16 protein-coding genes are annotated in these 23,841 nt (G+C 59.5%); 8 read left to right on the forward strand and 8 right to left on the reverse strand.

Annotation, left to right across the window (positions count from 1 at the left end):
* The first annotated feature begins 264 nt into the window (after positions 1 to 264).
* Entirely contained in the window at positions 265 to 1,659 is a 1,395-nt protein-coding gene (locus ACK3R5_RS17585) for a metallophosphoesterase (RefSeq protein ID WP_411968770.1), read from the forward strand.
* Between the two features lie 33 nt (positions 1,660 to 1,692).
* Here the strand turns inward: ACK3R5_RS17585 and ACK3R5_RS17590 are convergent, their stop codons facing one another.
* Positions 1,693 to 2,670 (reverse strand): formylglycine-generating enzyme family protein, encoded by a 978-nt coding sequence (locus tag ACK3R5_RS17590; RefSeq protein ID WP_411968771.1) that lies wholly within the window; start codon positions 2,668 to 2,670, stop codon positions 1,693 to 1,695.
* Between the two features lie 165 nt (positions 2,671 to 2,835).
* On the reverse strand, positions 2,836 to 4,092 hold the full coding sequence (locus ACK3R5_RS17595) for a hypothetical protein (RefSeq protein WP_411968772.1): 1,257 nt from the start codon (positions 4,090 to 4,092) through the stop codon (positions 2,836 to 2,838).
* Positions 4,093 to 4,583: 491 nt separating this feature from the next.
* Here ACK3R5_RS17595 and ACK3R5_RS17600 point away from each other — a divergent pair, with 491 nt between their 5' ends.
* The 4 genes from ACK3R5_RS17600 to ACK3R5_RS17615 all read left to right on the forward strand — a co-directional run bounded on the left by ACK3R5_RS17600 (position 4,584) and on the right by ACK3R5_RS17615 (position 9,468).
* Positions 4,584 to 5,186 carry a hypothetical protein gene (locus ACK3R5_RS17600; RefSeq protein WP_411968773.1) on the forward strand — a complete coding sequence of 201 codons (603 nt, stop codon included), beginning with the start codon at positions 4,584 to 4,586 and terminating at the stop codon, positions 5,184 to 5,186.
* Positions 5,183 to 5,851 (forward strand): hypothetical protein, encoded by a 669-nt coding sequence (locus ACK3R5_RS17605; protein ID WP_411966055.1) that lies wholly within the window; start codon positions 5,183 to 5,185, stop codon positions 5,849 to 5,851. The genes ACK3R5_RS17600 and ACK3R5_RS17605 overlap by 4 nt, the downstream gene beginning before the upstream one ends.
* A 227-nt stretch (positions 5,852 to 6,078) precedes the next feature.
* Complete coding sequence (locus ACK3R5_RS17610; protein WP_411968774.1) at positions 6,079 to 8,397, forward strand: sulfatase-like hydrolase/transferase; 2,319 nt, start codon at positions 6,079 to 6,081, stop codon at positions 8,395 to 8,397.
* A gap of 126 nt (positions 8,398 to 8,523) precedes the next feature.
* A complete protein-coding gene (locus ACK3R5_RS17615; protein WP_411966053.1) occupies positions 8,524 to 9,468 on the forward strand; it encodes a bile acid:sodium symporter family protein in 945 nt (314 codons plus the stop codon).
* A gap of 19 nt (positions 9,469 to 9,487) precedes the next feature.
* On the opposite strand, the gene ACK3R5_RS17620 is transcribed toward ACK3R5_RS17615, so the two are convergent.
* The 3 genes from ACK3R5_RS17620 to ACK3R5_RS17630 all read right to left on the reverse strand — a co-directional run bounded on the left by ACK3R5_RS17620 (position 9,488) and on the right by ACK3R5_RS17630 (position 11,894).
* Entirely contained in the window at positions 9,488 to 9,850 is a 363-nt protein-coding gene (locus ACK3R5_RS17620) for a hypothetical protein (protein WP_411968775.1), read from the reverse strand.
* A gap of 70 nt (positions 9,851 to 9,920) precedes the next feature.
* Positions 9,921 to 10,580, reverse strand: a complete 660-nt coding sequence (locus ACK3R5_RS17625) for a helix-turn-helix domain-containing protein (RefSeq protein ID WP_411968776.1) — start codon at positions 10,578 to 10,580, stop codon at positions 9,921 to 9,923.
* Positions 10,581 to 10,691: 111 nt separating this feature from the next.
* A complete protein-coding gene (locus ACK3R5_RS17630; protein ID WP_411968777.1) occupies positions 10,692 to 11,894 on the reverse strand; it encodes an AI-2E family transporter in 1,203 nt (400 codons plus the stop codon).
* Positions 11,895 to 12,154: 260 nt separating this feature from the next.
* Between ACK3R5_RS17630 and ACK3R5_RS17635 the strand changes: the two genes are divergently transcribed.
* Positions 12,155 to 13,891, forward strand: coding sequence for a cation:proton antiporter (locus ACK3R5_RS17635; protein WP_411968778.1), 1,737 nt, complete (start codon positions 12,155 to 12,157; stop codon positions 13,889 to 13,891).
* A 126-nt stretch (positions 13,892 to 14,017) separates the two neighbouring features.
* Here the strand turns inward: ACK3R5_RS17635 and ACK3R5_RS17640 are convergent, their stop codons facing one another.
* Positions 14,018 to 14,917 (reverse strand): bile acid:sodium symporter family protein, encoded by a 900-nt coding sequence (locus ACK3R5_RS17640; protein WP_411968779.1) that lies wholly within the window; start codon positions 14,915 to 14,917, stop codon positions 14,018 to 14,020.
* A gap of 611 nt (positions 14,918 to 15,528) precedes the next feature.
* Between ACK3R5_RS17640 and ACK3R5_RS17645 the strand changes: the two genes are divergently transcribed.
* Positions 15,529 to 17,646, forward strand: coding sequence for a PGF-pre-PGF domain-containing protein (locus tag ACK3R5_RS17645; RefSeq protein WP_411968780.1), 2,118 nt, complete (start codon positions 15,529 to 15,531; stop codon positions 17,644 to 17,646).
* A gap of 362 nt (positions 17,647 to 18,008) precedes the next feature.
* On the opposite strand, the gene ACK3R5_RS17650 is transcribed toward ACK3R5_RS17645, so the two are convergent.
* A complete protein-coding gene (locus tag ACK3R5_RS17650; RefSeq protein WP_411968781.1) occupies positions 18,009 to 18,947 on the reverse strand; it encodes a DMT family transporter in 939 nt (312 codons plus the stop codon).
* Between the two features lie 205 nt (positions 18,948 to 19,152).
* On the opposite strand from ACK3R5_RS17650, the gene ACK3R5_RS17655 reads away from it, so the two are divergent.
* Positions 19,153 to 19,941, forward strand: coding sequence for a helix-turn-helix transcriptional regulator (locus tag ACK3R5_RS17655; protein WP_411966046.1), 789 nt, complete (start codon positions 19,153 to 19,155; stop codon positions 19,939 to 19,941).
* Between the two features lie 78 nt (positions 19,942 to 20,019).
* On the opposite strand, the gene ACK3R5_RS17660 is transcribed toward ACK3R5_RS17655, so the two are convergent.
* Positions 20,020 to 23,427, reverse strand: a complete 3,408-nt coding sequence (locus tag ACK3R5_RS17660; protein WP_411968782.1) for a class I SAM-dependent DNA methyltransferase — start codon at positions 23,425 to 23,427, stop codon at positions 20,020 to 20,022.
* Between the last annotated feature and the right edge of the window lie 414 nt (positions 23,428 to 23,841).

Consider the following 23,841-nt stretch of genomic DNA (forward strand, 5'->3'; position numbering starts at 1 on the left):
GTTCTCCGAGGTTTCGCCCAGTGTCGAACCTCCCGACGAGAAATCGTCACCGGACATACCGGGATGCCACACTGTCCCTTACACCGGTACGTGCGTAAATCCAGAACGATTGATACGAACGTCTCGTGATGGGTTTGGTCCTCTTGCACCCTGATTTCGAACACCTGTGAGGAGCACATACAGGTAAGTTTACAGCACACGTATGTGAGATATCGTCGCCCGTTCGTCTCCGACGGACGGGACTTCACGACAAGCCAGACATCCATGAGAGACCCGAACGACACGGTGCCATCTCAACACCAGACAGATACACACACCCGCTATTACTTCATCAGTGACCTCCACATCGGGGGTGACGAACAACTGCAGAACGTCGAGTTCGAACCCGAATTACTCGACTTTCTCCGCACCCTCGAAGCGACTGACGAAGACGCAGAACTCATCGTCAACGGCGACGCGTTCGGCCTGTGGGAGTTCACCGAACTCGAAGGGATGGACAAGTTCGACGCACTCGTCGAGCGATATCCCGAACTGTTCGAGCAGTTCCGCGCGACGGGCGAGAACGTGCCGATAACCTTCATCCCGGGAAACCACGACTACGAACTCGCCTGCTATCCAGCGTACGTCGACCGGTTGGCCGAGTACAACGTCACACTCGAACAGGAAGTCGTCATCACACGTGACGTCGGTGACCGAGTCGTCTGGATAGAACACGGACAACAGCGCGACCAGAACAACGAGAGCCCCGACTTCGGAAACCCGTATGCGAACCCACCGGGCTATTTCGTCAACCAACACATCACGAGTCGGGCGGGAAAACTCTCGGCACGAGGGAAGTTCAACTGGTTGAAAGACATCCAATCGGTGACGCCGATGACGGAGATACCCGACTGGATGATTTCGAAGTACTTCTATCGCGAGATGAGTCCGTTTCTTCGGTACGCCGTCCTCCCGTTTTTGCTGTTGTTCAACGTGAGTGTGTTGTACCTCGTAGCGTTCGTCCTCTCACTGTTCGGCATCTGGTCGGAACCACTTGCACTCGTCGAGTCGTTCATCAGGTTCATCGGATTCGCAGGTATCCTCCTCGACGTCGTCTTATTCGTCGACGTGGTCATCATCCTCATCCTCGTCCTCCTCTCGGTTCCGCTCTTCTTCGTCGTCAGAGACGTGCGAAAGACACTCACACGGTTCGGTCTGATTCAAAACGAGTCACCCACGGAGGTTTCGAACGCGTACGTGCGAGGAGCACAGGAAGTGTTCGAAGCGCATCCAGACGTCGCGGTGTTCATCTACGGCCACACCCACCGGGCGTCACTCACGGTTGTCGACGACAGGGCCGTCGTCAACACTGGGACGTGGTTAAAACGACTCCATCGTCGGTCCGTGATGCTCGGCTTACTCCCGTCGGTCTATTACTCGTCGTTCCGCCTCAACTACTTCGTGGTACGTCCGGGCGACGACGGAGTCGTCATCGAGTATCACCGTATCGAAAAGGAGAACCCAACCGACCTGACGATTCTGGAGCGATTGCTCACCAGAAAGCCCAAGATAGACGAGTCGATTCCAGAGCAAACTGTCGTCGGTGCGAAGTGGCACTCGCAGGCCGACGTCGAACCACAACCAGCAGAGCAGTCGCCGAGCGAGGACGCCAGCGACTGAGGACGTCGGTGGGCGAGATTCGACTCCTCGGCGTCAGGCAACCTCGACGATACACCTGAAACTCACGTGATTCGTCGAGGTGTCGATGGGTTCTGGGTAGCGCGCCGCGGGTCGATATCGGAAACAGTAGTTGGGCGCGCAGAGGTGCGACCCGCCTTTGAGCACTTTTCGTGGAATCTGCGTCGGGTCGCGAGGGTCGATGCTCTGTTCTTCTGTGACCCCTCGGGGGTTCGTCGGTGTACAACAGGTTGGGGCGTCTGCCGTGCCTGCCTGTGGGTCGTCGCTGTACCAGTCACGAGTCCACTGCCACGCGTTTCCTGCCATGTCGTAGAGGCCGTAATCGTTCGCGGGGAACGCACCGACTGGAGAGGTTCGTTCGTAGCCATCGAGTTTCTGATTCTCGTAGGGGAACTGCCCCTGCCACGTGTTGGCCATCAGTCGTCCGTCGACGACGTGTTCGTCACCCCATACGAATCGTTTTCCGTCTAATCCACCGCGGGCGGCGCGTTCCCACTGTGCCTCCGTGGGAAGTGTCTTTCCGGCCCACTCTGCGTACGCCTCGGCATCCTCGTAGGCGACGTGAACGACTGGATGGTCCTCTTTGCCGGCTATCGAACTGTCAGGTCCGAGCGGATGTCGCCAGTCTGCACCGGGGATGTACGCCCACCAGTGATTCGGGTTCTGGAGATTGACCGGATGGTTCGGTGAGGTGAACACGGCAGACCCTGCGACGAGTTTCTCCGGGTCGACGTCGGGATAATCGTCGGGTGATGGGTCGCGTTCGGCGAACGTCGTGTACCCAGTCTCGTCGACGAACTCGGCGAACTCGGCGTTCGTCACGTGGTGGGTGTCCATCCAGAACCCATCGACAGTGACCGCACGCGGTGGTCCCTCTTCGGGGTAGAACTTGTCAGAACCCATCGTGTACGTGCCACCCGGAATCCAGGCCATCCCCTCCTGTGGCGGGTCAGTCGGTGCGTCGTCTCTCCGTCGGTCGGGTTCGGTTGTCATGATACGGGTAGTAGGTGTGTCGTGTTGGACTGTCGTTGGAATACTCACGGGTGTCGTCGGGCGAGACGACCGACTCCCAGTTCGCTACGTCAAGAGTATAACACGTAGGAGGATAAAGTTCACCCAGCGTGTCACGAGACGATTGGAAGACACTCCACGGGAGTATCAGTCCTCCACGAGGACGTCCGGAGCATCCGTCTCGACAGGCGTGACTCGCTCAGTTCGAGTATAGGCGTGGTAGACGAGTCGAACGAGCGCACCGACTCCGAGAATGGCGACTGCGGTGTCGACGACGGGGCCGATGACGGGAACCGCGACGAGCAGACTCACGACGACGATACCGACGAAGAGACTCACCCAACGGTTCTCGATGGGTTCGACGTCGACGTCGACGTACGCGGCCCCTCGGGGGATTGCTCCTATAAGCCAAACACCGACGGCGAATCGGCCGTAGACGGCGCCGACCCACCATAGGACGAACGCGAGTGCACCACCGGCGAGTGCCAGGGGGAGGCCGAAGAGGCTGATACCGAAGAGCACGAGGACGATTGGAACGACGATGGTCGTCGCGAGTCCGAACCCGGCAGTGCGAACAGGGTCCTCGACGACTCGTGACGCCACGCGCGTCGAGAAACGTGGGAGAACCCCGATTAACAACACGCCGAGGAGGAGATTCACGAAGAACCCGTACGCGTCGAGGAACGAGATTCCGAACGGGAGAATCTGCAGTTGTACCGGTGTGAGAGTCGTCGCCACCAACGTCGATACGCCCGAGGGTGGGTGCATAGTCAGCCTCGGGGGCAGTGCAGCGACGGGCGACTCCCGTATCGAGGACGGCGAATCCGAAGCCAGTGACGGCGGCGACGGCGAGTCGGACGCTCCGACATTCGATTGATTGACCGCCGTCTCGGGTTCACCACTGACACTTCCGTTCACGTGCGTTCTGACCGCTGTCGTCTGCAATCTGCCGTCGACTGTGGCACCTTCTTCGACAGTGACGAGCACACTTATTGCATCGACGGTGCCGGATACCGCACCAGAGACTTGTAAGGCCCCACCGATTGCGTCGATGCCGTCACCGACAGTGCCCGAGACAGTCGTAACCCCACCGAAGGCCGTCACCTTCCCACCGACTTCTCCGGTCACCTCGACCCGCCCCGCGAGCGCTGTCACGTCACCGGTGACCTCACCGGCGACGACGACGTCACCCGCGAGCGCAGTTACGTCTCCCTCGACTGTTCCGCGAACGATGACCGTGCCGGCGGCAACCGTCAGGTCGTCGGTGAGTCTCTCTCCACGTTCGACCACGACGGTTGGCCCAACCTCCGTCTTCGCAGTCGCAAGCCCCGGGATGATTGCGAGGACCACGAGCATCACCAACACACCGACGAGAGCCTTTTGGGACCGGTGGCTACCGTTCATCTACGTCTCTCCGTACCGTGCTTGGGGTCGATGCTCGGCGAAAACCGACCAACGAACCACCACGCAGTCTGTTACGTGGATAACCACACTCGGCATCGGTCGGTCGTCGTCGACGATTCGGTACTCGTGTCAGCACAGTTCTCGTTGGAGTCTCCATGGTCCATCTGGTTGCACACTGAATTCGATATTGACCGGCCACGCTGGGTCCACCGCAGGGGGTGGCCAGTATCCGAGCGCATCCCCAGGATTGTCGATGAGGGCACCCGTCGAGTCAGTCTACACGTCGTTTCGAAGGTTCAGCTGTCAACAGAGAGTACAGTCTGGCAGAGATTAAACATGTGTTACTCGAATCCATACAATCCGTAATTCTTGAAGGAATCAGTGTAGTATTCGCCAGAAACTGCACGCATCTTTATTTGAATATAGGACAATTATTCAATCGGTTCGGTCGGTGCCCATCGGCGCACCGGCGAGTGCCTCGGTGAGTCATCATGAGTCAACAGTTACCAGAAGAGTGGTTCGTTCGTGACCAGAAAGTAAACGCGGCCATCGCGTGGGCGATTACCGCACTCCTCGCTATCCTCGCGGTTCTCGGCTTCCTCGCTGGACTGCTCGTGTTCATGGCGATAGCGGCAGTCACGGCACTCGTCGCCATCACCCCCGCAATCGTCTATCGTTCGTGGACACGGACGATGTCGTGGCCACTGTTGGTCCTCGCGTCCATCCCGTTAGTTATCGGACTCGGGCAACCGTCGTTCTTCAGTGACGTCGTCACGAGTCTGAGTATCGCCACGCTCGCGATGCTCGTCGTCGTCGCCCTCCAGATGACGACGACAGTTCGGATGACACCCGGCTTCGCCGTGTTCTTCGTCGCGATGGCGACGATGGCCACCGCAGGGTTCTGGGCCGTCGGGTCGGCTATCTCGGCGCAGTATCTCGGAACGGCGTTCGTCGAGACGAACGACGAACTGATGATAATCTTTACCGCCGCGGTACTCGCGGGCGTCGTCGGCGGATTCGTCTTCCGCTGGTACTTCAGACGCCAACTCAGAGCAAACGTCGACGCACAGCCAGAACCGGAGGTGGCAGCATGATTACTGACCAGCAGGTCGAACGGCGTGGGCGCGTCGAGCACACGCTCGTCCGTATCCTGCAGGTGTTGATGCTCGTCATCTTCGCGCTCGGCCTCTACTACGGTAACAGCGGTGTCTTCGTCAACGCCGGTGTCGGACTGCTCGTGACGCTCTTGCCCGGCGTGCTCAAACGCCGGTACGACTTCACGATGAACGTCGGCATCGTCCTCTGGATATCGACTGCGATGTTCCTTCACGCATTCGGGACGCTGCCGCTTCCGGGCCTCGACTTCCTGAGCGCGTACAAGGCCGTCTGGTGGTGGGACCACATGACTCACGCGCTGTCGTCGTCGCTGGTCGCAGGTGCCGCGTACGCTGTGACTCGAGCACTGATGGAACACACCGAGTACATCAACATGCCCGCACGGTTCATGTTCGCGTACCTGCTCGTCTTCGTGATGGCCTTCGGTGTGATGTGGGAACTCCTCGAGTTCTACATCGGCGTCGTCTCCCAACTGCTCGGTGCCGAAGAGGTGCTCACCCAGTACGGACTCGACGACACCATCCTCGACCTGATGTACAACTCGCTCGGTGGCCTGCTGGTCGCTATCTTCGGGACTGCTCACCTGAGCGGTATCTCGGACCAACTTCGCGACAGAATGGGAGGGGAATCGGCAGACAGGTGACCGAAAGCGAGATTCGCCGTCTTCGGCAGTTTCCTGACTGTCTCGTCCCCGGTAAGCAACCGACAACGGAACACTCACGATGTACGTGAAAAAACATTATTATTTTTCAGCGTGACTATCTGTCTATCCCAAAACGCCGAGAGAGCGAGCGATAGAAGGCTCACAAGAGGTTGATACGTGTTCTCGTCGCTGGCACAGTTCTCGGTCGAAGGGGGAGAACGACATCAATGTCTAACCGAGAGTTCCACGGCCGGATTGGCCGCACGTACGACGAATCAGAACCCTGGTGGCCCGAAGAAACGCGTGCCCCCGAAGATGCCCCGAACGTCCTCATGGTCGTCTTAGACGACGTCGGATTCGGGCAGTTGGGCTGTTATGGTGGGCTCATCGATACGCCGAATATCGACCGATTGGCGGACGATGGCCTCAGATACAACAACTTCCACACGACGGCACTCTGCTCACCGACGCGAAGTTGCCTCCTCACCGGCCGAAACCACCACTCTAACGGGATGGCTGGAATCACCGAGATATCGACTGGGTTCCCCGGCTACAACGGCCACATCCCGCACGAAAATGGCTTCCTCTCAGAGATTCTGGTCGAAGAGGGGTTCAGCACGTACGCGATTGGAAAGTGGCACCTCGCACCCGCCGAAGCGACGAGTGCCGCAGGCCCCTACGACGGGTGGCCACTCGGCCGTGGGTTCGAGCGCTTCTACGGGTTCCTCGGCGGCGATACCGACCAGTACACGCCGACGCTGGTCTACGACAACCATCAGGTCGAACCACCGACCACACCAGAAGAGGGGTACCACCTCACCGAAGATTTGGCCGCACGGACTATCGAATTCATCGGCGACGCCAAACAGGTCGACCCGGACAAGCCGTTCTTCACGTACTTCGCACCGGGTGCCTGCCACGCCCCACACCAGGTTCCAATCGAGTGGGCGAACAAGTACGAAGGCGAGTTCGACATGGGGTGGGAAGCAGCACGCGAGCAGATTCTCGAACGCCAGATAGAACTGGGCATCGTCCCCGAGGGGACAGACCTCTCACCACACAACCCAGACGTCGACCACTGGGATTCACTTTCGGACGACGAACAACGACTCTACGCCCGTATGATGGAGGTGTTCGCTGGCTTCCTCGAACACACCGACGCACAGATTGGGAAGGTACTGGACTATCTCGACGAGATTGGTGAACTCGACAACACCCTCGTGATGGTCGTCTCCGACAACGGTGCGAGCGCCGAGGGAGGACCCACCGGGTCGGTCAACGAGAACCGATTCTTCAACAACGTCCCCGAAAGCCTCGAAGAGAATCTCGAAGCAATGGACGAACTCGGCGGGCCGAAGTACTTCAATCACTACCCGTGGGGGTGGACGTGGGCCGGCGACACGCCGTTCCAGCGCTGGAAGCGCGAAACCTACCGCGGTGGGTCGAGCGACCCCTTCATCGTCTCGTGGCCGAAGGGAATCGAGGCGCGCGGCGACGTGCGCGAGCAGTTCGTCCACGCAATCGACCTCATGCCGACGATTCTGGAGTTGCTCGGCATCGACGCTCCCGACGAAGTGAAAGGCTACGCACAGTCACCAATCGAGGGAACGAGCCTCGCGTACTCGCTCGACGAACCGGACGCGCCAGAACAGCACACGACCCAGTACTTCGAGATGCTCGGGACGAGAGCAATCTACCACGACGGGTGGCGTGCAGTCCGCCCGTGGCCACTCGGCGAGCCGATGACTGCCGAGGACCTGTCTGCGACTTCAATCGAAGACTCGGGATGGGAACTGTACCACATTGCGGAAGATTTCTCTGAGGCCCACGACGTGGCGGCAGAACATCCCGAGAAGGTGCTCGAACTCGCCCAGTTGTGGTGGACAGAAGCAGGCCGCTACGACGTCCTCCCACTCGATGGGCGTGGCGTCCAACGGTTCGCAGAGTGGCGCCCACAGCCCGGAAAGCCCCGTGAGAGGTACGTCTACTACCCCGGCACTCAGCACGTCCCGGAGAACGCGGCGGTCAAAGTCTTCAACCGCGACCACAGCATCACGGCAGACGTCACGATTCCCGAGGGAGGTGCCGACGGTGTACTCATCGCCCACGGTGCTCGGTCCGGTGGCTACTCACTGTACGTCGAGGACAACCACCTCCGGTACGTCCACAACTACGTCGGCATCGAAGAGTACGAAGTCGTCGCTGACGACCCGATTCCAGAAGGCGAGGTTTCGGTCCGGATGGAGTTCGAAGCGACTGGAGAGCCCGACATGAGTAAGGGGAAGGGTGTGCCAGCAACCGTTCGGCTGTACTATGGCGACGACCAAGTTGGCGAGGGAGACATCCCGACGACGATTCCGATTACGATGGGGCTGACTGCGGGACTGAGTTGCGGAAAGGACGCAGTCAGCGCCGTGAGCGACAGGTACCGTGACCGGACTCCATTCGAGTTCACGGGTGACCTCACGCGGGTGACCGTCGACGTCAGCGGCGAACCGTTCGTCCACGAAGAAGCAGAGATGGACCAGATTATGGCGAGGGAGTAAGTCGAACAGGAAGAGACTTCATTTTTTGCAGCGGACTATCGCAGAAATTCGAGGGACACGTTCGAAAGTCGCTCCTGATGGAAGAGGTACCAGGGAGAGTCCGAGGATGAAAGCAGTACGAAGCCAATGACCGACGCGGGCGTGAGCAGTAATCTCGACCTCCTCGTCAGACTACTATCGAGTATCCAGGGAATCGCCGCGGTAGTCGCACTCGCGGCCCTCATGGCTGCGTTCGGAATCCAGTTGACACGGGGAGACATCCTCCGAACGATACGAGAGTACAACCTCGTCGGACGGTGGTTGCTCACGAATCTGGTCTTCGTCCCACTGCTGGCACTCCTCTTCGGCGCGGTGTTCGACCTCTCCCAACCGTTCCTTCTTACGTTTGTGCTGGTCGCAGTCGCACCCGGCGCGCCATTCATCCCCCAACTCATCAGGCTCGCCGGTGAGGATTCACACGAAGCAGTGAGACTCACCACGGCCCTGACCGTTATCTCCGTGGTGACCGTCCCAGTGTTCGTCGCCGCGATGCTGTTCGTCCTCCAAGTCGAGACATCGGTCTCTCCGTGGCGGTTCTTCCTCCCCTTGACCTTCGTTCTCCTGGTCCCCGTGGTCGCTGGAATCCTCGTTCGCGCGCTGAGGCCGGAACTCGCCACTCGTCTCGCTCGGCCTGTCGTTCTGCTCGCGAACCTCTCGTTGGTACTCGCGCTCGGTATCACGCTTCTATTAGGGCTCGACAGAATTATCGACGTGTTCGTCGCGCTCTTCGCGACGGGCGCGTTACTGCTGATGTCCCTGTTCGTGTTCGCGTCCATCGGAATCGGATGGGTGTTGGGCGGACCAACCCAGCAGAGTCGTCGAATTCTCGCGCTCGGCACGGCCGGCCGAAACGTCAATATCGCGCTCTTCATCGCCGTCGCCGTCTTTCCCGACACCGGCGTGGACGGTGGTATCGTCGCCTTCACCGTACTCATGTTCGTCAACTCGATACTCGTCGCACTGTATTGGAAACGGGCGCACGGCGTCTCAGGGGTCGGACCAGACGGCAATGAATCGGGTCGTGAGACCTGACGGACGTGCAAACGGCGCGCTAGAGCAATCCACCGGGGAATTCGTCTCGGTGCTCGCGAATCACGGAGAGGACCGGTTCGATTGTGCCCCACTCCGGCCCAGTCTCGATGGTTCCCGTGTCACGATTCCAGTCGACGAATCCCTGATTGTCGAGTTTCGGAAGGTGGACGTGAACGAGTTCTATCTGTGTCGAGTCGGCGATGGCGAGTTCGTCACCGTCAGCAAGGAGGTTCGTCGGGTCGAACGAACTGTCGGCGTGAGAGTTCGCATCTTCGAGTGCGAGGAGCAACTGGCGACGAGGCGAGGTAGCGAGTGCCTCGAAGACGTCGTCGGTTGTCGGCGTTCGTGCGATGGTTTCGTGTTCACCGGTCTCACGCGCCATGCTTCGTGTTACGTTACCCCACGGCTTGAGGTTCAAGGTTGACTCGGAAACGGAGTTAAGTGGATATCACTTAGCCGTGGTTCGCTTCTGTCGAGATAAGTGTGCTCCGGAGGACTTTCTCGTTACCGAGGCGGATACGGTGTGAGAGTGCCTGTCGACTGATGTCGAGTTCGTCGGCGAGTTCGTCTAAACCCACGCGGCTTGGTGTCTCGAAATAACCTCGCTGAAGGGCCAACACGAGTGCTTCTCGTTGTTCTGAGGTGAGGTCGAATCGATAGCCGTCTCTCTCCTCGTCGGTGAGCGTGAACGTCCGTTCGACGTGGATTGGAATATCGCGTTCTACGACGGCGTCGTGAAACTCGGAGAGTGCGTCGTGGTCCGGGAACCGAAGTCGGAACACCCAGTCGCCGTCACTGCGTGCATCGAGGACAGTGGCATCTGATGTACTGATGCATTCGATGAGGTTCGACGGTTCCGTGCTCCAGTCGATGCGGTAGAGCACACTGTCGTCGATAGAATCGAGGCGGAGTAGTTCACGGACTCGAGGACTTCGTCGCACGGTTTCCTCGAACGTGTCGTGGTCCTCACCGGTAACCCACACGAATGGTAAAATCATGTTGCCTGTCGGGACGACCCGTTCGAGTTCGTGACGCATCGATGGCGGCTCCATCAACACGCTTCCGAGTTCGAAATTCTCGGCCGCTATCGAGAACTCCAGAATTACACTCATACCACCATAATGACAGCAAATTATTAATAATTCACTGCCACAGATGTTTGGATTGGTCCCGGTATCACCCAAGAAATCCCCGAACCGTTCGATATGCCCGATGTTCTCCGCTCAATCTGACGTTCCCGTCGGTTCGTCGATGTCCGTTCGAACGTCGTCGAGGCGGGTCTGGTCCTCGTCCAGTGGCCAATCGGACTCCGGTTCGGCGGGTCTGAGTGGGTTCTCCTCGTCTCCGGGGTGGAGCATTCTGGGGAACTTCAGTCGGAGGAATAAGACGACGACGACCATGAGGAACGGGCCGTAGAAGATGCCGTACCACCCGAACAGCGGTGGGCCGACGAGATAGGCGAAGACGATGAGACCCATCGGGAACAACCGTCCGGAGAGCGCAGGTCGGATGTAGATTCGAACGAGGTTGTCGAACGGCAGTTCCATCACCACCACGAAGAGGAGTGGGAACCAGAGGGCCGACGGGTTCGTTTGGAGTGCGACGACTACCAGATATGCCGTGACGACTGCGTAGACGATGCTTCGCCCGACTAACGGGACGATAGTGAACAGACCAGTGACGACTGCGAGTGGAATCGGAGCGGGAATTTCCATGCCCGATGGCGCGACGAGATTGAACACGAGATAGACGACTGCAGCGATGATGATGACGACGAATATCGTCAGGGTGTATCCGAAGTAGACCGATTCTAACCCTTCGTCGACGGCAGCGAGATACTGAGCGACGTCAGAGTCTTCGTCTGCGATGTTGGCGTGGAACCACCCAGAGAGTCGTTCGTCTTCTCGAAGGAGGAAGAACGCAAACAGAAGTGAGAGGAACGTGTTGAACAGCGTCGAAGCGAGGGACCCAACCGTCCGCGTCAGCGACCCAAAGGCGTCCTGAAACGCGCCCCCACTGACTATTTCGGATAGTTGCCTCACGAGTTCGACAGGGTCCTCGGGGAGTGCGTCGATGGCGAACGGAAGGACCGCGTTGATTCGACTGGCAACTTCGGCCGTGAAGAACGTGCTCAGTTCGGCAATCGTCAGGAGAACTGCGGCACCCAGAATCCCGACGAGAGGGAGAACGATGACGACGAGCGTGAGTGCCGCCGCGATATTCTTCGATGGCAATCGCGGTTCGAGTCGTGCCTCGATAGGGCGTGCGACGTAGTAGACGAACAGTCCGAACACGACCCACGGGAGGTAAACCCACCCGACGAACGCCACCACGAGACCAACGGCGAGTGCGAAAATCCACCATCCCACCTCTAACTGTTCGAAGGTTCGACGAATCCTGTCCGCTGCATCGCTCGCTCGGTCCATACGGCCCCTGTACGTCGTGTAGGACCAAAGCCGTATCTCGAACGTCAGTCGTCGGTTCGGCACTCCCAATGTGATGTCCGCCCACGGGAACCGGAGCGGCCGAGGACGTAGACCACTGGGAACTGGGTTTGATGTCCGAGACAGCGGACGGAGCGCCCGCACATCACCCAGTCCCGGGTAGTGAGTCTCGGGGACCAGGCCGTATGCCACTTCCCCGAACGGGTACGAGACTTTATTGAAATGTGAATTGAACAATATGTATGGCCGGCGTCGAAGAGCAACTGGTGCTTCTTCTCTATCTGTTCGGAATCGCCGCACTCGTCGGCATTCTGGCGAGCAGATACAGCCGACTGCAATATACGACTGGCCTCCTCCTCGCAGGGCTTCTCATCTCCATCCTCGGTTCACCCGTCGACGTGGAACTCACCTCCGACCTCATCCTCCTCGGACTGCTCCCGGCGCTCGTCTTCAACGATGCAATCAACATCAACTTCGAGTCGTTCCGCAGGAACATCGTCCCTATCCTCGCACTCGCCGTGGTCGGCCTGCTCGTCTCTATCGCCATCGTCGCCGTGGTGGGACAGACGCTGTTCGGATTCTCACTCGCTATCGCCGTCCTCTTCGGTGCGATAATCATGCCGACGGACCCCGTCTCGGTCCTCGCCGTCTTCGAGGACCTCGGCGTCCCAGAGCGACTCAACACGCTCGTCGAAGGGGAGAGCCTCCTGAACGACGGTGTGTCTATCGTCGTCTACTCGTCCGTCCTCGCGGTCGTTGTCCAGGCCGAGTCAAGCGGCGCAGAAGTGACAGACCTCGTATCCCCCGGAGCGTTACTCGCAGACATCGGCGTCGGAATCTTCGTCGCACTCGTCGGTGGTGTCGTCGCCGGTGGCGCTGCCGGGTACGCCGCGTACGAACTCATCTCGCGAATCGACGACGAACTGACTGCCGTCGTCCTCTCGTTCATCGTCGCCTACGGTGTCTACCTCTCTCTCGACCTGTTCGGGAGTAGCGGTGTCATCGGAACGCTCACCGCCGGAATCGTTCTCGCGGGGCGGCCAGGGCCGACAGACATCTCCCCGGCGACCAGCTTTTCCGTCGAATCAATCTGGGGGTACGCGGCATTCATCGCGAACACGCTCATCTTCGTCACACTCGGTATCATCACGCCGTTCGACCTGCTCGTCGAATACGCTCCGCAAATCGTCGTCGCCATCGTCCTCGTCTTCCTCGCTCGGGCCGTCGTCATCTATCCACTCGTCGAACTCCTCAATCGGTGGCAAACGACCCCAATCTCTCGCTCCTACCAGCACGTGCTCTCGTGGAGCGGCATCCACGCGTCTGTCTCTATCGCACTCGTGCTCGGTGTCGCAGAGACTGTTTCCGGGCCACTCACACAGCAACTGTTGGCCCTCGTCTTCGGTGTCGCCGCGTTCACGCTCCTCGTCAACGGCCCCACGATGGGGCGGGTCATCGACCGCGTGGGAATCAGCAAGAAGCGACAACCGCAACGACTCTACGAAGCACTCGTCGGCCGATTACACGGCGTCGACGCCGCGCTCGACAGCGCGGAACGGCTTCTCGAACACGACGAGATTCCGACGAGCGTCTTCGAGGATATCACGTCCGTCTACAAACGAGAGCGTCGAGAACTCGAAACCGCAATCGAGCGACTCCTCGACAGACACCCCGATATCAGAGCACACGAAGAGCGCCTCGGACAACACCGAATTCTCATCGCGGAGTACGAGGCTATCAACGGGGCGATACAGCGAGGAGAGATAAGCAACGACGTCGGAGAGCGTCTCCTCGAAGACGTCACAGTCGAACTCGAACGAGTGCTGACCGACGAATGGACGACCGAAGAACCACTCCCAGGTGGATACACCCCGTATTGGCGACGACAACTAGAGAGAGTCGGCGTCGAGGCAACCAACGACGACGAGACGTACGAGTCTGACGAACACTCTCGAAGCGGTGGTCGCTCGGCGAGGTGAGCAGTCGAAGTGAGTCAACAGATTCGAGACAGTCACACCTCGGGTGGAGTTGGTTCCGACGTCACTGGTGTAAACGGTCCACTATCCCGGGACGTCGAGGACTGTCCCGTCCACAGGTCGGTGTACTCACTCTGTGACCACCTGTTGGTCTCGGCTGTCTCCAGGTGTGTCACCGGTTTCGAGGGGCACTTCGTCGCGTCTTCCGAGTTCTCCGCCTGCGACCATGAGGACCAACAACATCACTAGCGCACCGACGAGCAAGACAGTCAACACGTCCGGGTCCTGGAAGTTCTGTGCTCCTACGACGAGCGCAGCGGAGATATTTCGCTGACCAGTCCCTAACCCCATCACCGACTTGTTCTCCGCGGCAGGGCCACCCAGCACGTATCCGACCCCGAACGAGAGGACGACGAGTGCCACGAGAGCGATGATAACGCCGGTTCCGACGGCGCCGACGAGAGTGTCGAAATTCAGCACCAGCATGAGCACCGACAGGAAGACCAACGCTGTGGTCGATGTTTGCGACATCACGGGTTGTACCGAGGTGGCGAGAGTCTCGTACCGAGCCTTCACGACGAGGCCGATCGCCAGTGGAACCAGCATCAAGCCGACGAGTGAACTGGCGATGTCGAGCGGGTTCACTTCGACCCCCGGCAGTAACAGTGGGAGGACGAGTGGTACGTAGACCACCGTCACCACCATCAAGAGCACCATCAATCCGACTCCGAAGGCGATGCTCCCCTTGGCGACTTCGACGAGTTTCGGGAGGAACGGAGCCCCCGCAGCGGTTGCGAGCAGGATAACCCCGATAGACTGCCCTTCAGACAACGGGAGGACGAAGACGATTCCATAGGCGAGTATCGGCACCAGCACGAAGTTGGCCGCCAGTGCTTTGGCGACCAGACTCGCGTTTCTCAGTGGTTCGAGTATCTGTGAGGTAGTCAGACTCAGCCCCATCGACAGCATACTGGTCACGACGAAGACGAGTACCGACAACGTCGCGAGTGATTCGAGGACGACTGCCACCGCTAATTGCTCCCCTCGAGAATGGCTCTGGGACCCTCGAACGAACCAGCGCCGAGAGACCGGTTTGCACTGTCGGTGTCTTCCACAATCGGTTCCTCTCCGTCGATGGGCGTAATAGGTACCATACGTTCACTCCACCAGACCACGTCCGTCGGTGCGTCACCAGACCACGGCCGTCGGGCGTTAGATGTGACGATAGACGGGTTCTGCACACATAATTAATTTTTCACAATTGGTAGAATGACAGATAAGCCGACGTATCGGCCTCGGTGGAACGAACAGTTGCCAGTCCCCCGATATCGTGTATTTCACCGACAGACAGCGAACAGTGACTATCTGGTCGGGCTGTCAACCAGGCTCACGATTACGTCACCGTTAATGGATTTCCTCCAACGATTAACTGTCCAACACAGTCGCATAACCATCGCCGACCGGACGCTAACGTCCCCCTCTGTGGGCTTATAACCAAAGTCGTCCGGCCGTATATCCAACAAGATATCCCTCGTGTTCCTCCTACACAACCCAAGCACTGTAACTCGTCGGGCGGTAGCCACGGGACAGACGAGTTCTGAACTGCTCCCCGAAGTACCGACGACGCAGAGGGCCAGTGGATGAGTCATCTCCGACAGGCCTTCGTAATCGGTATCGTCCTGATGGTCGTGTTGCCGTCCGGAATGGGAACTGGCCTCGCCCAACAGGACGGGGCGTCGGTATTCGCTGTCGAACAGGGCGGCGTCTGCTACACCGTCGAAGCACTCGGCGACGGGACGACGTCCGTCGAATCGTTCTACGACTACCGAAGCCACGAGACGAACCCGGAGGGCGTCTACTCCTCGTACGGGACCGTATACCTCCAAGAGAACCGAGTGAGCAACGTCTTCTTCTATCACGGGTCAGAGGGCGTCAGTCTCGTCTTCCTGCACGACCAACTCGGAGACTCACCGTACGGTGGGACGGTGACGTTCACCATCGACGGCCTCCCCTCGGGAGATGGGTGGGTCGTCCGGGACGACTACTACGGTAGCGGGTCACAGGACGACGACTGGGAACTGAGCCAATCGTCGGCGAAGGTCGATTGGAAGTGGCGACCCGACCGGAACGACGGTGGTGCCTATCGTGGATTCGAGAACCTCGCAAGCGGTCAGCGCGTCACGATTACACCCGCGTTCAACGAGCAGGCAGACCACTGGGGAGAGTGGCCGTGGAGCGGTGGAGACAACCGAATTCTCGACTTCAGACTCGTCCACGCCAACGGTGCAACCGAGAGCCTCGCGTTGGACCAACCGGTGAGTATTACACCGGGCGGATGTTCAGCGTCGACCCCAACGCCAACACCGACACCGACGCCAAGTCCAACTCCGACGCCAACACCCACGCCAACGCCGACACCCACACCAACACCAACACCAACACCAACACCAACTCCGACACAGACCCCTACACCGACTCCGACGCCGGTACGGAGCGGAGGCGGTGGTGGTGGTAGCAGCGGAGGAAGCAGCGGAGGAAGCAGCAGTCCCGTCGAGACACCAGAACCTGAACCAGAGACAGAAATCGAGGCGGTAGAACTGACGGAGACGCACGTGCAGTACAACGTGACCAACGCCAAAGCCGACGAACCGCTGGAGTTCGACGTTCCGTCGTCGATGTCCGCCGGGTCCGGCGTCGATATCGACACGCTCACCCTCACGATGTCCCGAGACCTACCCGCGTTCGCGGTGGACGTCAAAACGTTCACAGAGAAACCCGGGAACGTCACCACAGTGACCGAGGCGAACGAGATGCCACTCTATCTGGAAATCGACGTCAACAGAGGATTGAGTCGCTATCTCGACGGTGCAACGGTCGACCTCACTGTCGGAAAGAGCGACCTCGACGCACGCCAGACGGCACCGGAGAACGTCGCGCTCTACCGCTATCACGAAGAGAATTGGGAACGACTTGAGACGAGATTGGTCCAAGAGAACGACGGACGGTACGTACTGCGTGCAGAGTCGCCGGGAACGTCGTACTTCGCACTCGGGATTCGCCAACCCGTCGCGTCCGTCTCGAACGTGACGACGGAATCGAAGGTTCTCGTGGGTGAACCAACGACCATCACGGCAACCGTCACCAACACTGGGTTCGTCGACGGTCCCGTGTCAGTCGACCTGCGCATCGACGGTGACGTCGTCTCGAATCAGTCGCTGACACTGCAGTCCGGGGAGAACGCGACGGTTACATTCGAACACGAGTTCGAGGCACCCGGGACGTTCCCTGTGATGGTCGGTGACGAGAGCGTCGAAACCACTGTGGGCGAGCAGTTCGCAGACGTCAGGCTCGTCGACGTGAAGACAGATGCACGGACTATCGGCCCGGGAGAGAACGTCACGCTCATCGCGACTATCACCAATCGCGGCACTATCGATGGGTCACTCCCAGTGACGTATGGGATAGCCGACGGCGACACCGAAACCCAGACTGTCACCGTCGCGAGCGGACAGACGAGAGTTGTCACTCTCGAACAGCAACTTTCGTCGCCCGGTGAGTACTCGCTCGTGGTGAACGGCCAAGTGGTGAGCGTAACCGTCGAGGCAGGTAGCTCGAAACTCAGTACGCCTGACCCGGCCTCTGCAAACCAAGGTGCGTTAGGGAATGGGTGGGGAATCGAGGGGGTCGGTGTGCTCCCGTTCGTGCTGGCAGGTGTCGCTGTCCTCGTCGGCGTCGGCCTGTTGATGAAGCGGCGATGAGGGCTGTCACCCTGACGAGCGGGGCGTCGAACCCATCGTCACAGGGGGAGGACATCGTGCGTATCGACCAACCGTAATTCTCTCCGGAGGATACACTTATGTACGGCTCCTTTTTTTCGGGAACTGGGATTTAGAGAGTCGGTTTATACGTGGCAGGGTGTAGCTCGTGCTACGGATTACTCTCGAGTTTCGTCGGACGCTTCGAACGGTAGAATGTAGATATCGGAGGTGAAGCAGCCGGTTGGAGCCAGTCTCGAAACACTACTTTCGTCCGCGGGCGGGGAGGCTATCTCTCGTGAGAGAGTCGTCGGACGAAGACGAACGTTCGCGACCCGTGTGCGTAAAGCGGGCCACAGGCCGACTTACGTCGTGAGTGCTTCGACCTGACCTTCGTAAAGTCGTTCGACTTCGGCGACGATAGACTTACTCGCGAGAACGCCGAAGCCAGCGAAGATAGTCGCGAATCCGACGAGAGTGAGCGAAGAGACGGACTCGCCGAGGAGGACAGACCCACCGAGCGTCGCCACGATTGGGACGGCGTAGAAGACGAGGTTGCCGTGAATCGGCCCGACGTCCTCGAGAAGTCCGAAGTAAGCGATGTAGGCGAACGCACCGGCGAACACACCGACGTAGACGAGTGCTGCGACTGCCGCAGGCGTCCACGAAATCATCGCCAGCGTCTCACCGGAGGCGAAGCTTAACCCGTGCGTCAGGAGTGAACTGAGTGGGAGCGCCCACGCCGTCCGAACGGTACTCGAGAGCGACGTATCAGCCCACCTGATGACGACGGTTCCGAGGGCACCACTGACCGCCCCGAGGAAGACGACAGCTTTCCAGAGTGCACCACCACCGAGGAGGTTCGACGGGTCTACCTGGACGACGAGTGCGACACCGACCAATCCGACGAGCATCCCCACCGCGCCACGAGACGACAGGCGCTCGTTCGTGAGCAACACCATCGCGAACACTGGGGTCAAGATAGGGTTGAGACTGAAGATAATCGCCCCGACGCCACTGGAGACGTACTGCTGACCGACGAAGAGAAGCGCGTTGGAGAGACCGATTACGAACACGCCCGTCGCGACGATTCCAATCACGTCACCGACGGACTGTGGGAGCATCTCGTCGTGAGACGGACCGACTGCGAGGTAGGCAAGCAACACGACTGCGGCGATGTCGAACCGAAGGGCGACGAACAGGAGGGGCGGGAAGAACTCCAGACCAGCCTTCGCTGCGACGAACGTCCCGCCGAAGAAGATACTCGCCAGGGCGAACAGGGCGAGGCGACGACGCGTACCCATTACCACGCCTCACCCCACCGCGCGGATGCGAACGTCGATTGCGACCGTTTTCTCATTGTACGTTCATCTCGGGGACGGACCTACTTACATTGATTCAGAAATAATTTCGCGGCAAGAAAGTGCTGCGAACGGACTCGATATTTCAGGTTATGAAATAATTTCGAAGTGCGAAAGTAGTTTATCACTGGCCGTCGCAGTACCGCTCATGGAGTCGGCGTTGGAAGAAATCGAATTTCTCGCACTCTCGCCAAACCGGGTGCAAGCACTCGACTTACTCACCGAAGAACCGCGAACGCGTCGAGAACTCGTCGAACTGACCGAAGCGTCCCAACCGACGCTCGGGAGAATTCTCCACGATTTCGAAGAGCGTTCGTGGATTCGGCGAGACGGGAGTACGTACAGCGCGACGCTAACCGGCGAACTGGTCTCCCGTGGGTTCGGGGAACTGGTCGATATCGTCGAGACGGACCTCGAACTCCGGCCAATCGCACGGTGGTTGCCCGAAGACACCGTCACGTTCGACATCGAACACCTCACGACGGCGACGGTGACGACGCCGAGTCGGGTCCGACCGAACGCGCCAGTCAAGCGCGTCCTCGACTTGCTCGACGACGCGAACCACGTGCGGGTGGTCTCCTACGCGTTCAACGAACAGAGTCTCGAACGAATCGCGGGCAGAGCAGAGTCTGGCGACCTGCAGTTCGAGGGCGTCTTCTCTTCGAATGCTATCGACGCCATCGCGGACGACTCCGCGCTCCGAACGCAACTTCGAGCGCTGCTCACGGCAGACGACGCGTCGATACGAATCGCCGACGAACCAATCCCAGTCGCCGCCACCATCACCGACACCGTGGTCCACCTCTTCTTGCGAGACGACAACGGAATCCTGCAGGCCTCGCTCGATATCGACGACCCCGAGGTACACTCGTGGGCGACGTCACTCTTCGAACGCTACTGGGACGGCGCCGAATCGCTCACTGTCGGCCAGTTGTGATTGCTTCGCTGCGGTGTCCAAACCCTTTCGACCAACTCACCGGCACTCGCCGGCGTTCACACGTCGTCTCCATGGCGTTCAGACACTCCGAGACTTATCGAGGCGGTCGGTGACAGTCCGGAGAATCGCCTCGTAAACAGCTTTCTGTGCGGGTCGTTCGAGGCCGAGACACGATTCGAACAGTGCCCTATCTAACTGCCTTCGGTCTGTCACGACCGTATCGACAGTAACGTCGTCTGCCGTCTGTGCACCGAGTTCGTCGTAGAGCGTCCCCATCTCACGAGCAGACAGCTCGCGGAAGGCGTCGAGAACGGCCGTTCGACACTCCGCAGAGAGTACGCCTGGGTCGACGACGGGGACTCGCCGCAGCGTCGTTCCCGTCACGTCGAGGACTCCCTGCCCCAACCCCGCACTCGCCAATACTTCGGTGAAGAGCGCCGTCGGTGAGAAGTTCAACAACGCAGCGAGTTCCTCGGGTGTCGCCGCGACGTCGTCGTGAGGATGCAGGCGGTAGAACCGATGAGTGACCGTCTGGTCGGGGTTGTACGCGACGAAGTGCCGGGCGTTCTGTCGGTTCGGCCAGACGACGCTCGTGTTCGTCTCGCTCTTCGGTCCGAGAACCCACCACTCGTCTACCTTCCGGCGCCCGGACGACGTGTGGTACGCTCGCTCCGGACGTTCGCCCCACTCGACGTACTCCCTGACCTTCGTCTCCGAGAGGTCCGTCCCTTTTGGAATTCGAAGCAAGTAGGTGCTGTACGCTGTTTTCGAGAGGTCGATTCGTGTCACCTGCCGCGGGGATTCGACGAAGGGAACGACGAACTCGGATTCGACAGTGAACTCCTCGCCCTCCGACCGGTTCTGAATCGTCACGTAGTGGTCCGTCTCCGGGTCACCCTCCACGACGTCGACGAAAAAGAAGTCGTCCGCACCGCCAGTGTTCAGATACGATTCGACCGACGCAATCTCCGAAAGCGGTGTGAAGACGTCCCTCCCCGCGTCGAGTAACTCGAAGTACGTCGACGGTGCACGGAGGAACTGACCCCACGTGTTCCCGGTGTACGTTCCACCGGGAGTCGGAGACACCGACGCCGAGACAGCGTCGGCACGTGGTCCCTGGGGTGGTGGAGACACCGTCCCGCCGCCGATTCGCCACAGCGTCTCCTCGTCGAGACGGACGACTCGATGGTCCCCGAACTGGTGACTCCTCCCACGCCCCGAATCCACGATGAACTCGTCGCCCGACTCCTGGTCCGGCGGACCGACGAGTAGCGAACGCATGACCGTCGGGGAGACGACTCGTTCGTAACCCTCGCCGAGCGCGACGAATCCGACGTCACCCCCGAGGGTTCGCGCACCCGCCTTGTTGGCCACTGTGATGACGGTATTGACGTTCGCACTCGCGAAACTCCGTCGCGTTCGGTTGTCGACGACGAGTCCGAGGTCAGTGAATTCGAGGAGTCCTTGCTGGAGTCGCTTGCCGTAGGAGTTGTCCAACCACGTACTCGACGTGATACACGCCAGCGTCCCCCCGTCCCGAAGGACGTCTATCGCCCTGAAGACGAAGTAGAGATACAGGTCGCTTCGCCTGTAGGGTTCGATGTCGAACCGCTCTCGGACGTACGAGATGAGTTCGTCTTTGTACGTCGATTTGAGACGCCTAACCGTCTCGCCGTCCATCGAGTCGAGACGCCCGGGACCGACCTGCTGTTGGACGATGTGTTGGTGGTCGACGTACGGCGGGTTCGTGAGTACGACGTCGAACCCACCTGCGTCCATTACAGACGCGAAATCGCGGTGCCACAGAAACCGACGACGGCCGTCGTCCGAACCAGCGGATGGGTCTTCGTGGTCCGAGTCGGCGGGAAATCCCGCGTCCTCGACCATGCTGTCGCCCGTGTAGAGATTGAAAGAGAGCTTTGGGCCGGTCCTCGTTGGTGACGAGTCACGCCCGCCAGCGACGACAGAGAGCCACAGGCGGAACTCGGCGACGTTGACCGCCCAGTCTTTGATATCGACGCCATAGAGGTTCTGCTCGACGACCTGCCGCCATCGTTCTGCGTCGAAGGGCCGCCCAAGCTTCTGTGAGAGTTCTTCGACCACCTGTGTCATACCGACGAGGAACGCTCCGCTCCCACACGCGGGGTCGACGACACGAACGTCGCGGAGCGTCTCGACGAGTGTGTCGGCGTCGAGTTCGTGCTGGTCGTTCCACTGCATCGGGTCACAGAAGACGAATTCGACGAGGTCACAGTCGCTAGTCTCGTCGAGGGTGTCGACACCGAGACGGCACTGTTCGTAGAGTGCCATCCGACACATCAGGTCGACTTCGGTGTGGGGCGTGTAGAAGACACCCGCCTCGCCGCGTTCCTGTTCTGCGATGAGCGACTCGTACATCTTTCCGAGCATCGATGGGTCGACTGCGACTTCGGCGACGTACGGTCGCTCTTCGGAGACGGTGAAGGTGTACCCTTCGAGCAACTCACAGATGATTGGGTCCAGGACGCTGTCAGCGAGTGTGACGTCACGTTCGTCACAGTCAGTCGGGCTGAAGATAGCGAGGTTCGTCTCCGGGAGTTCCGCAAGCACCGAGGCGACGTCGGGCGGAAGGTCGGCGTCGATTGGAGTTCCCGCCGGACGCTGCAAACCGTCGAACAACAGTGCAGAGAGCCACGTGTCGTGGAACGTTCCTGACGACTTGGTCGCCCGGTACCGGTCGTAGAACCAGCGGACGAAATCGGTCTTGTCTCCAAACCAATCCTCCGCTTCGAGATACGAGAGCGCCAGCAACCGCGTGAGTGTGACGTGTGCGTAGCGATGTGCCGCCGCGTCGGACAGTCCCTCACCGCGTAACTCGTCTTGGAGTGCTTCGGCGGCCCGTTTGTAATCGCTGTAGAACGCTTCGACGACTCGGTTCAGGTCGAACGCCTGGTGAATCTGCGCTTCTGCGTCGGATTCCCCCGCTTCGATGGTTGCCAACGCATCCGCGACAGTCCCGTGTGTCACCCCTTCGCCGAGTGTGAATCGACGGAGCGTCACACGACCAGACGTAATATCGTCGGTGTCTCTCTCGTATGGCGTGACGAGATGCCAGACGTGTTCGCTCGGGGTGTGGAACACGGCGAGGAACGTCCCTTCGGTCCCCCAGTCGTCCGTCAGGTCCGAACGGGCGAGATGCTGGATTACCTGTCGTTCTGCCGTAGACGTCAGTGAATCCAGTTCGACGTAGACGACGCGAAATCGTCCCGTTTTGGCGACGAGTCGGACCGTCGTCGCTGGCGGGGGCACCTCGGAGAGAGAGAGTACGTGCCACGAGTGGTCCCCGTCACGTGGCGTCGTCGGTTCGAAGTCCAGCGTCTGAACGAACAACGTCTGGAAGAACGACGCTGCAGCGTCGGCTATGGGTCGTGGGTCCGTCTCGAAGGCGTCGGCCACGAGTCCGTTGTCGAGATGACGACGAATCGACTCCCTCCGTTCGTCAGTCATGGACCGTGAGCGGACCGCTGAAATCCACGGTGAAGGGCACGAACATACAACATAGTGGGGAGGGAAACTCATAAAATTTGACACGCTGGGGCACCAAGCCACCGTCGTTGCCAGACTGGAATCTGTTCTGACCGTGGCGGTGGTCTGGCCCTGATAGAGGGGGAACGACGACGAGATACACGTGGAGTCGTCTCGCACAGTGACGACAACCGGAGCGGGCCAGTAATTTTAGACACACACAATTTTCAAAATGAATCAAATTCGATGAATCGACAGCTCTACTTCGTATTTCGCGAAGTGTAATCGAATATATACCACAGGCACGAGCGTCTCGAAATGTCAATCAGGAGAAACTGACCAAAAGTGAAGATAATAAATACCCAAAGTATTGTGGGCCAATCGAACTGATGACCC

Source organism: Haloferax sp. YSSS75 (genome assembly GCF_046764215.1).
Classification (GTDB): Archaea; Halobacteriota; Halobacteria; order Halobacteriales; family Haloferacaceae; genus Haloferax.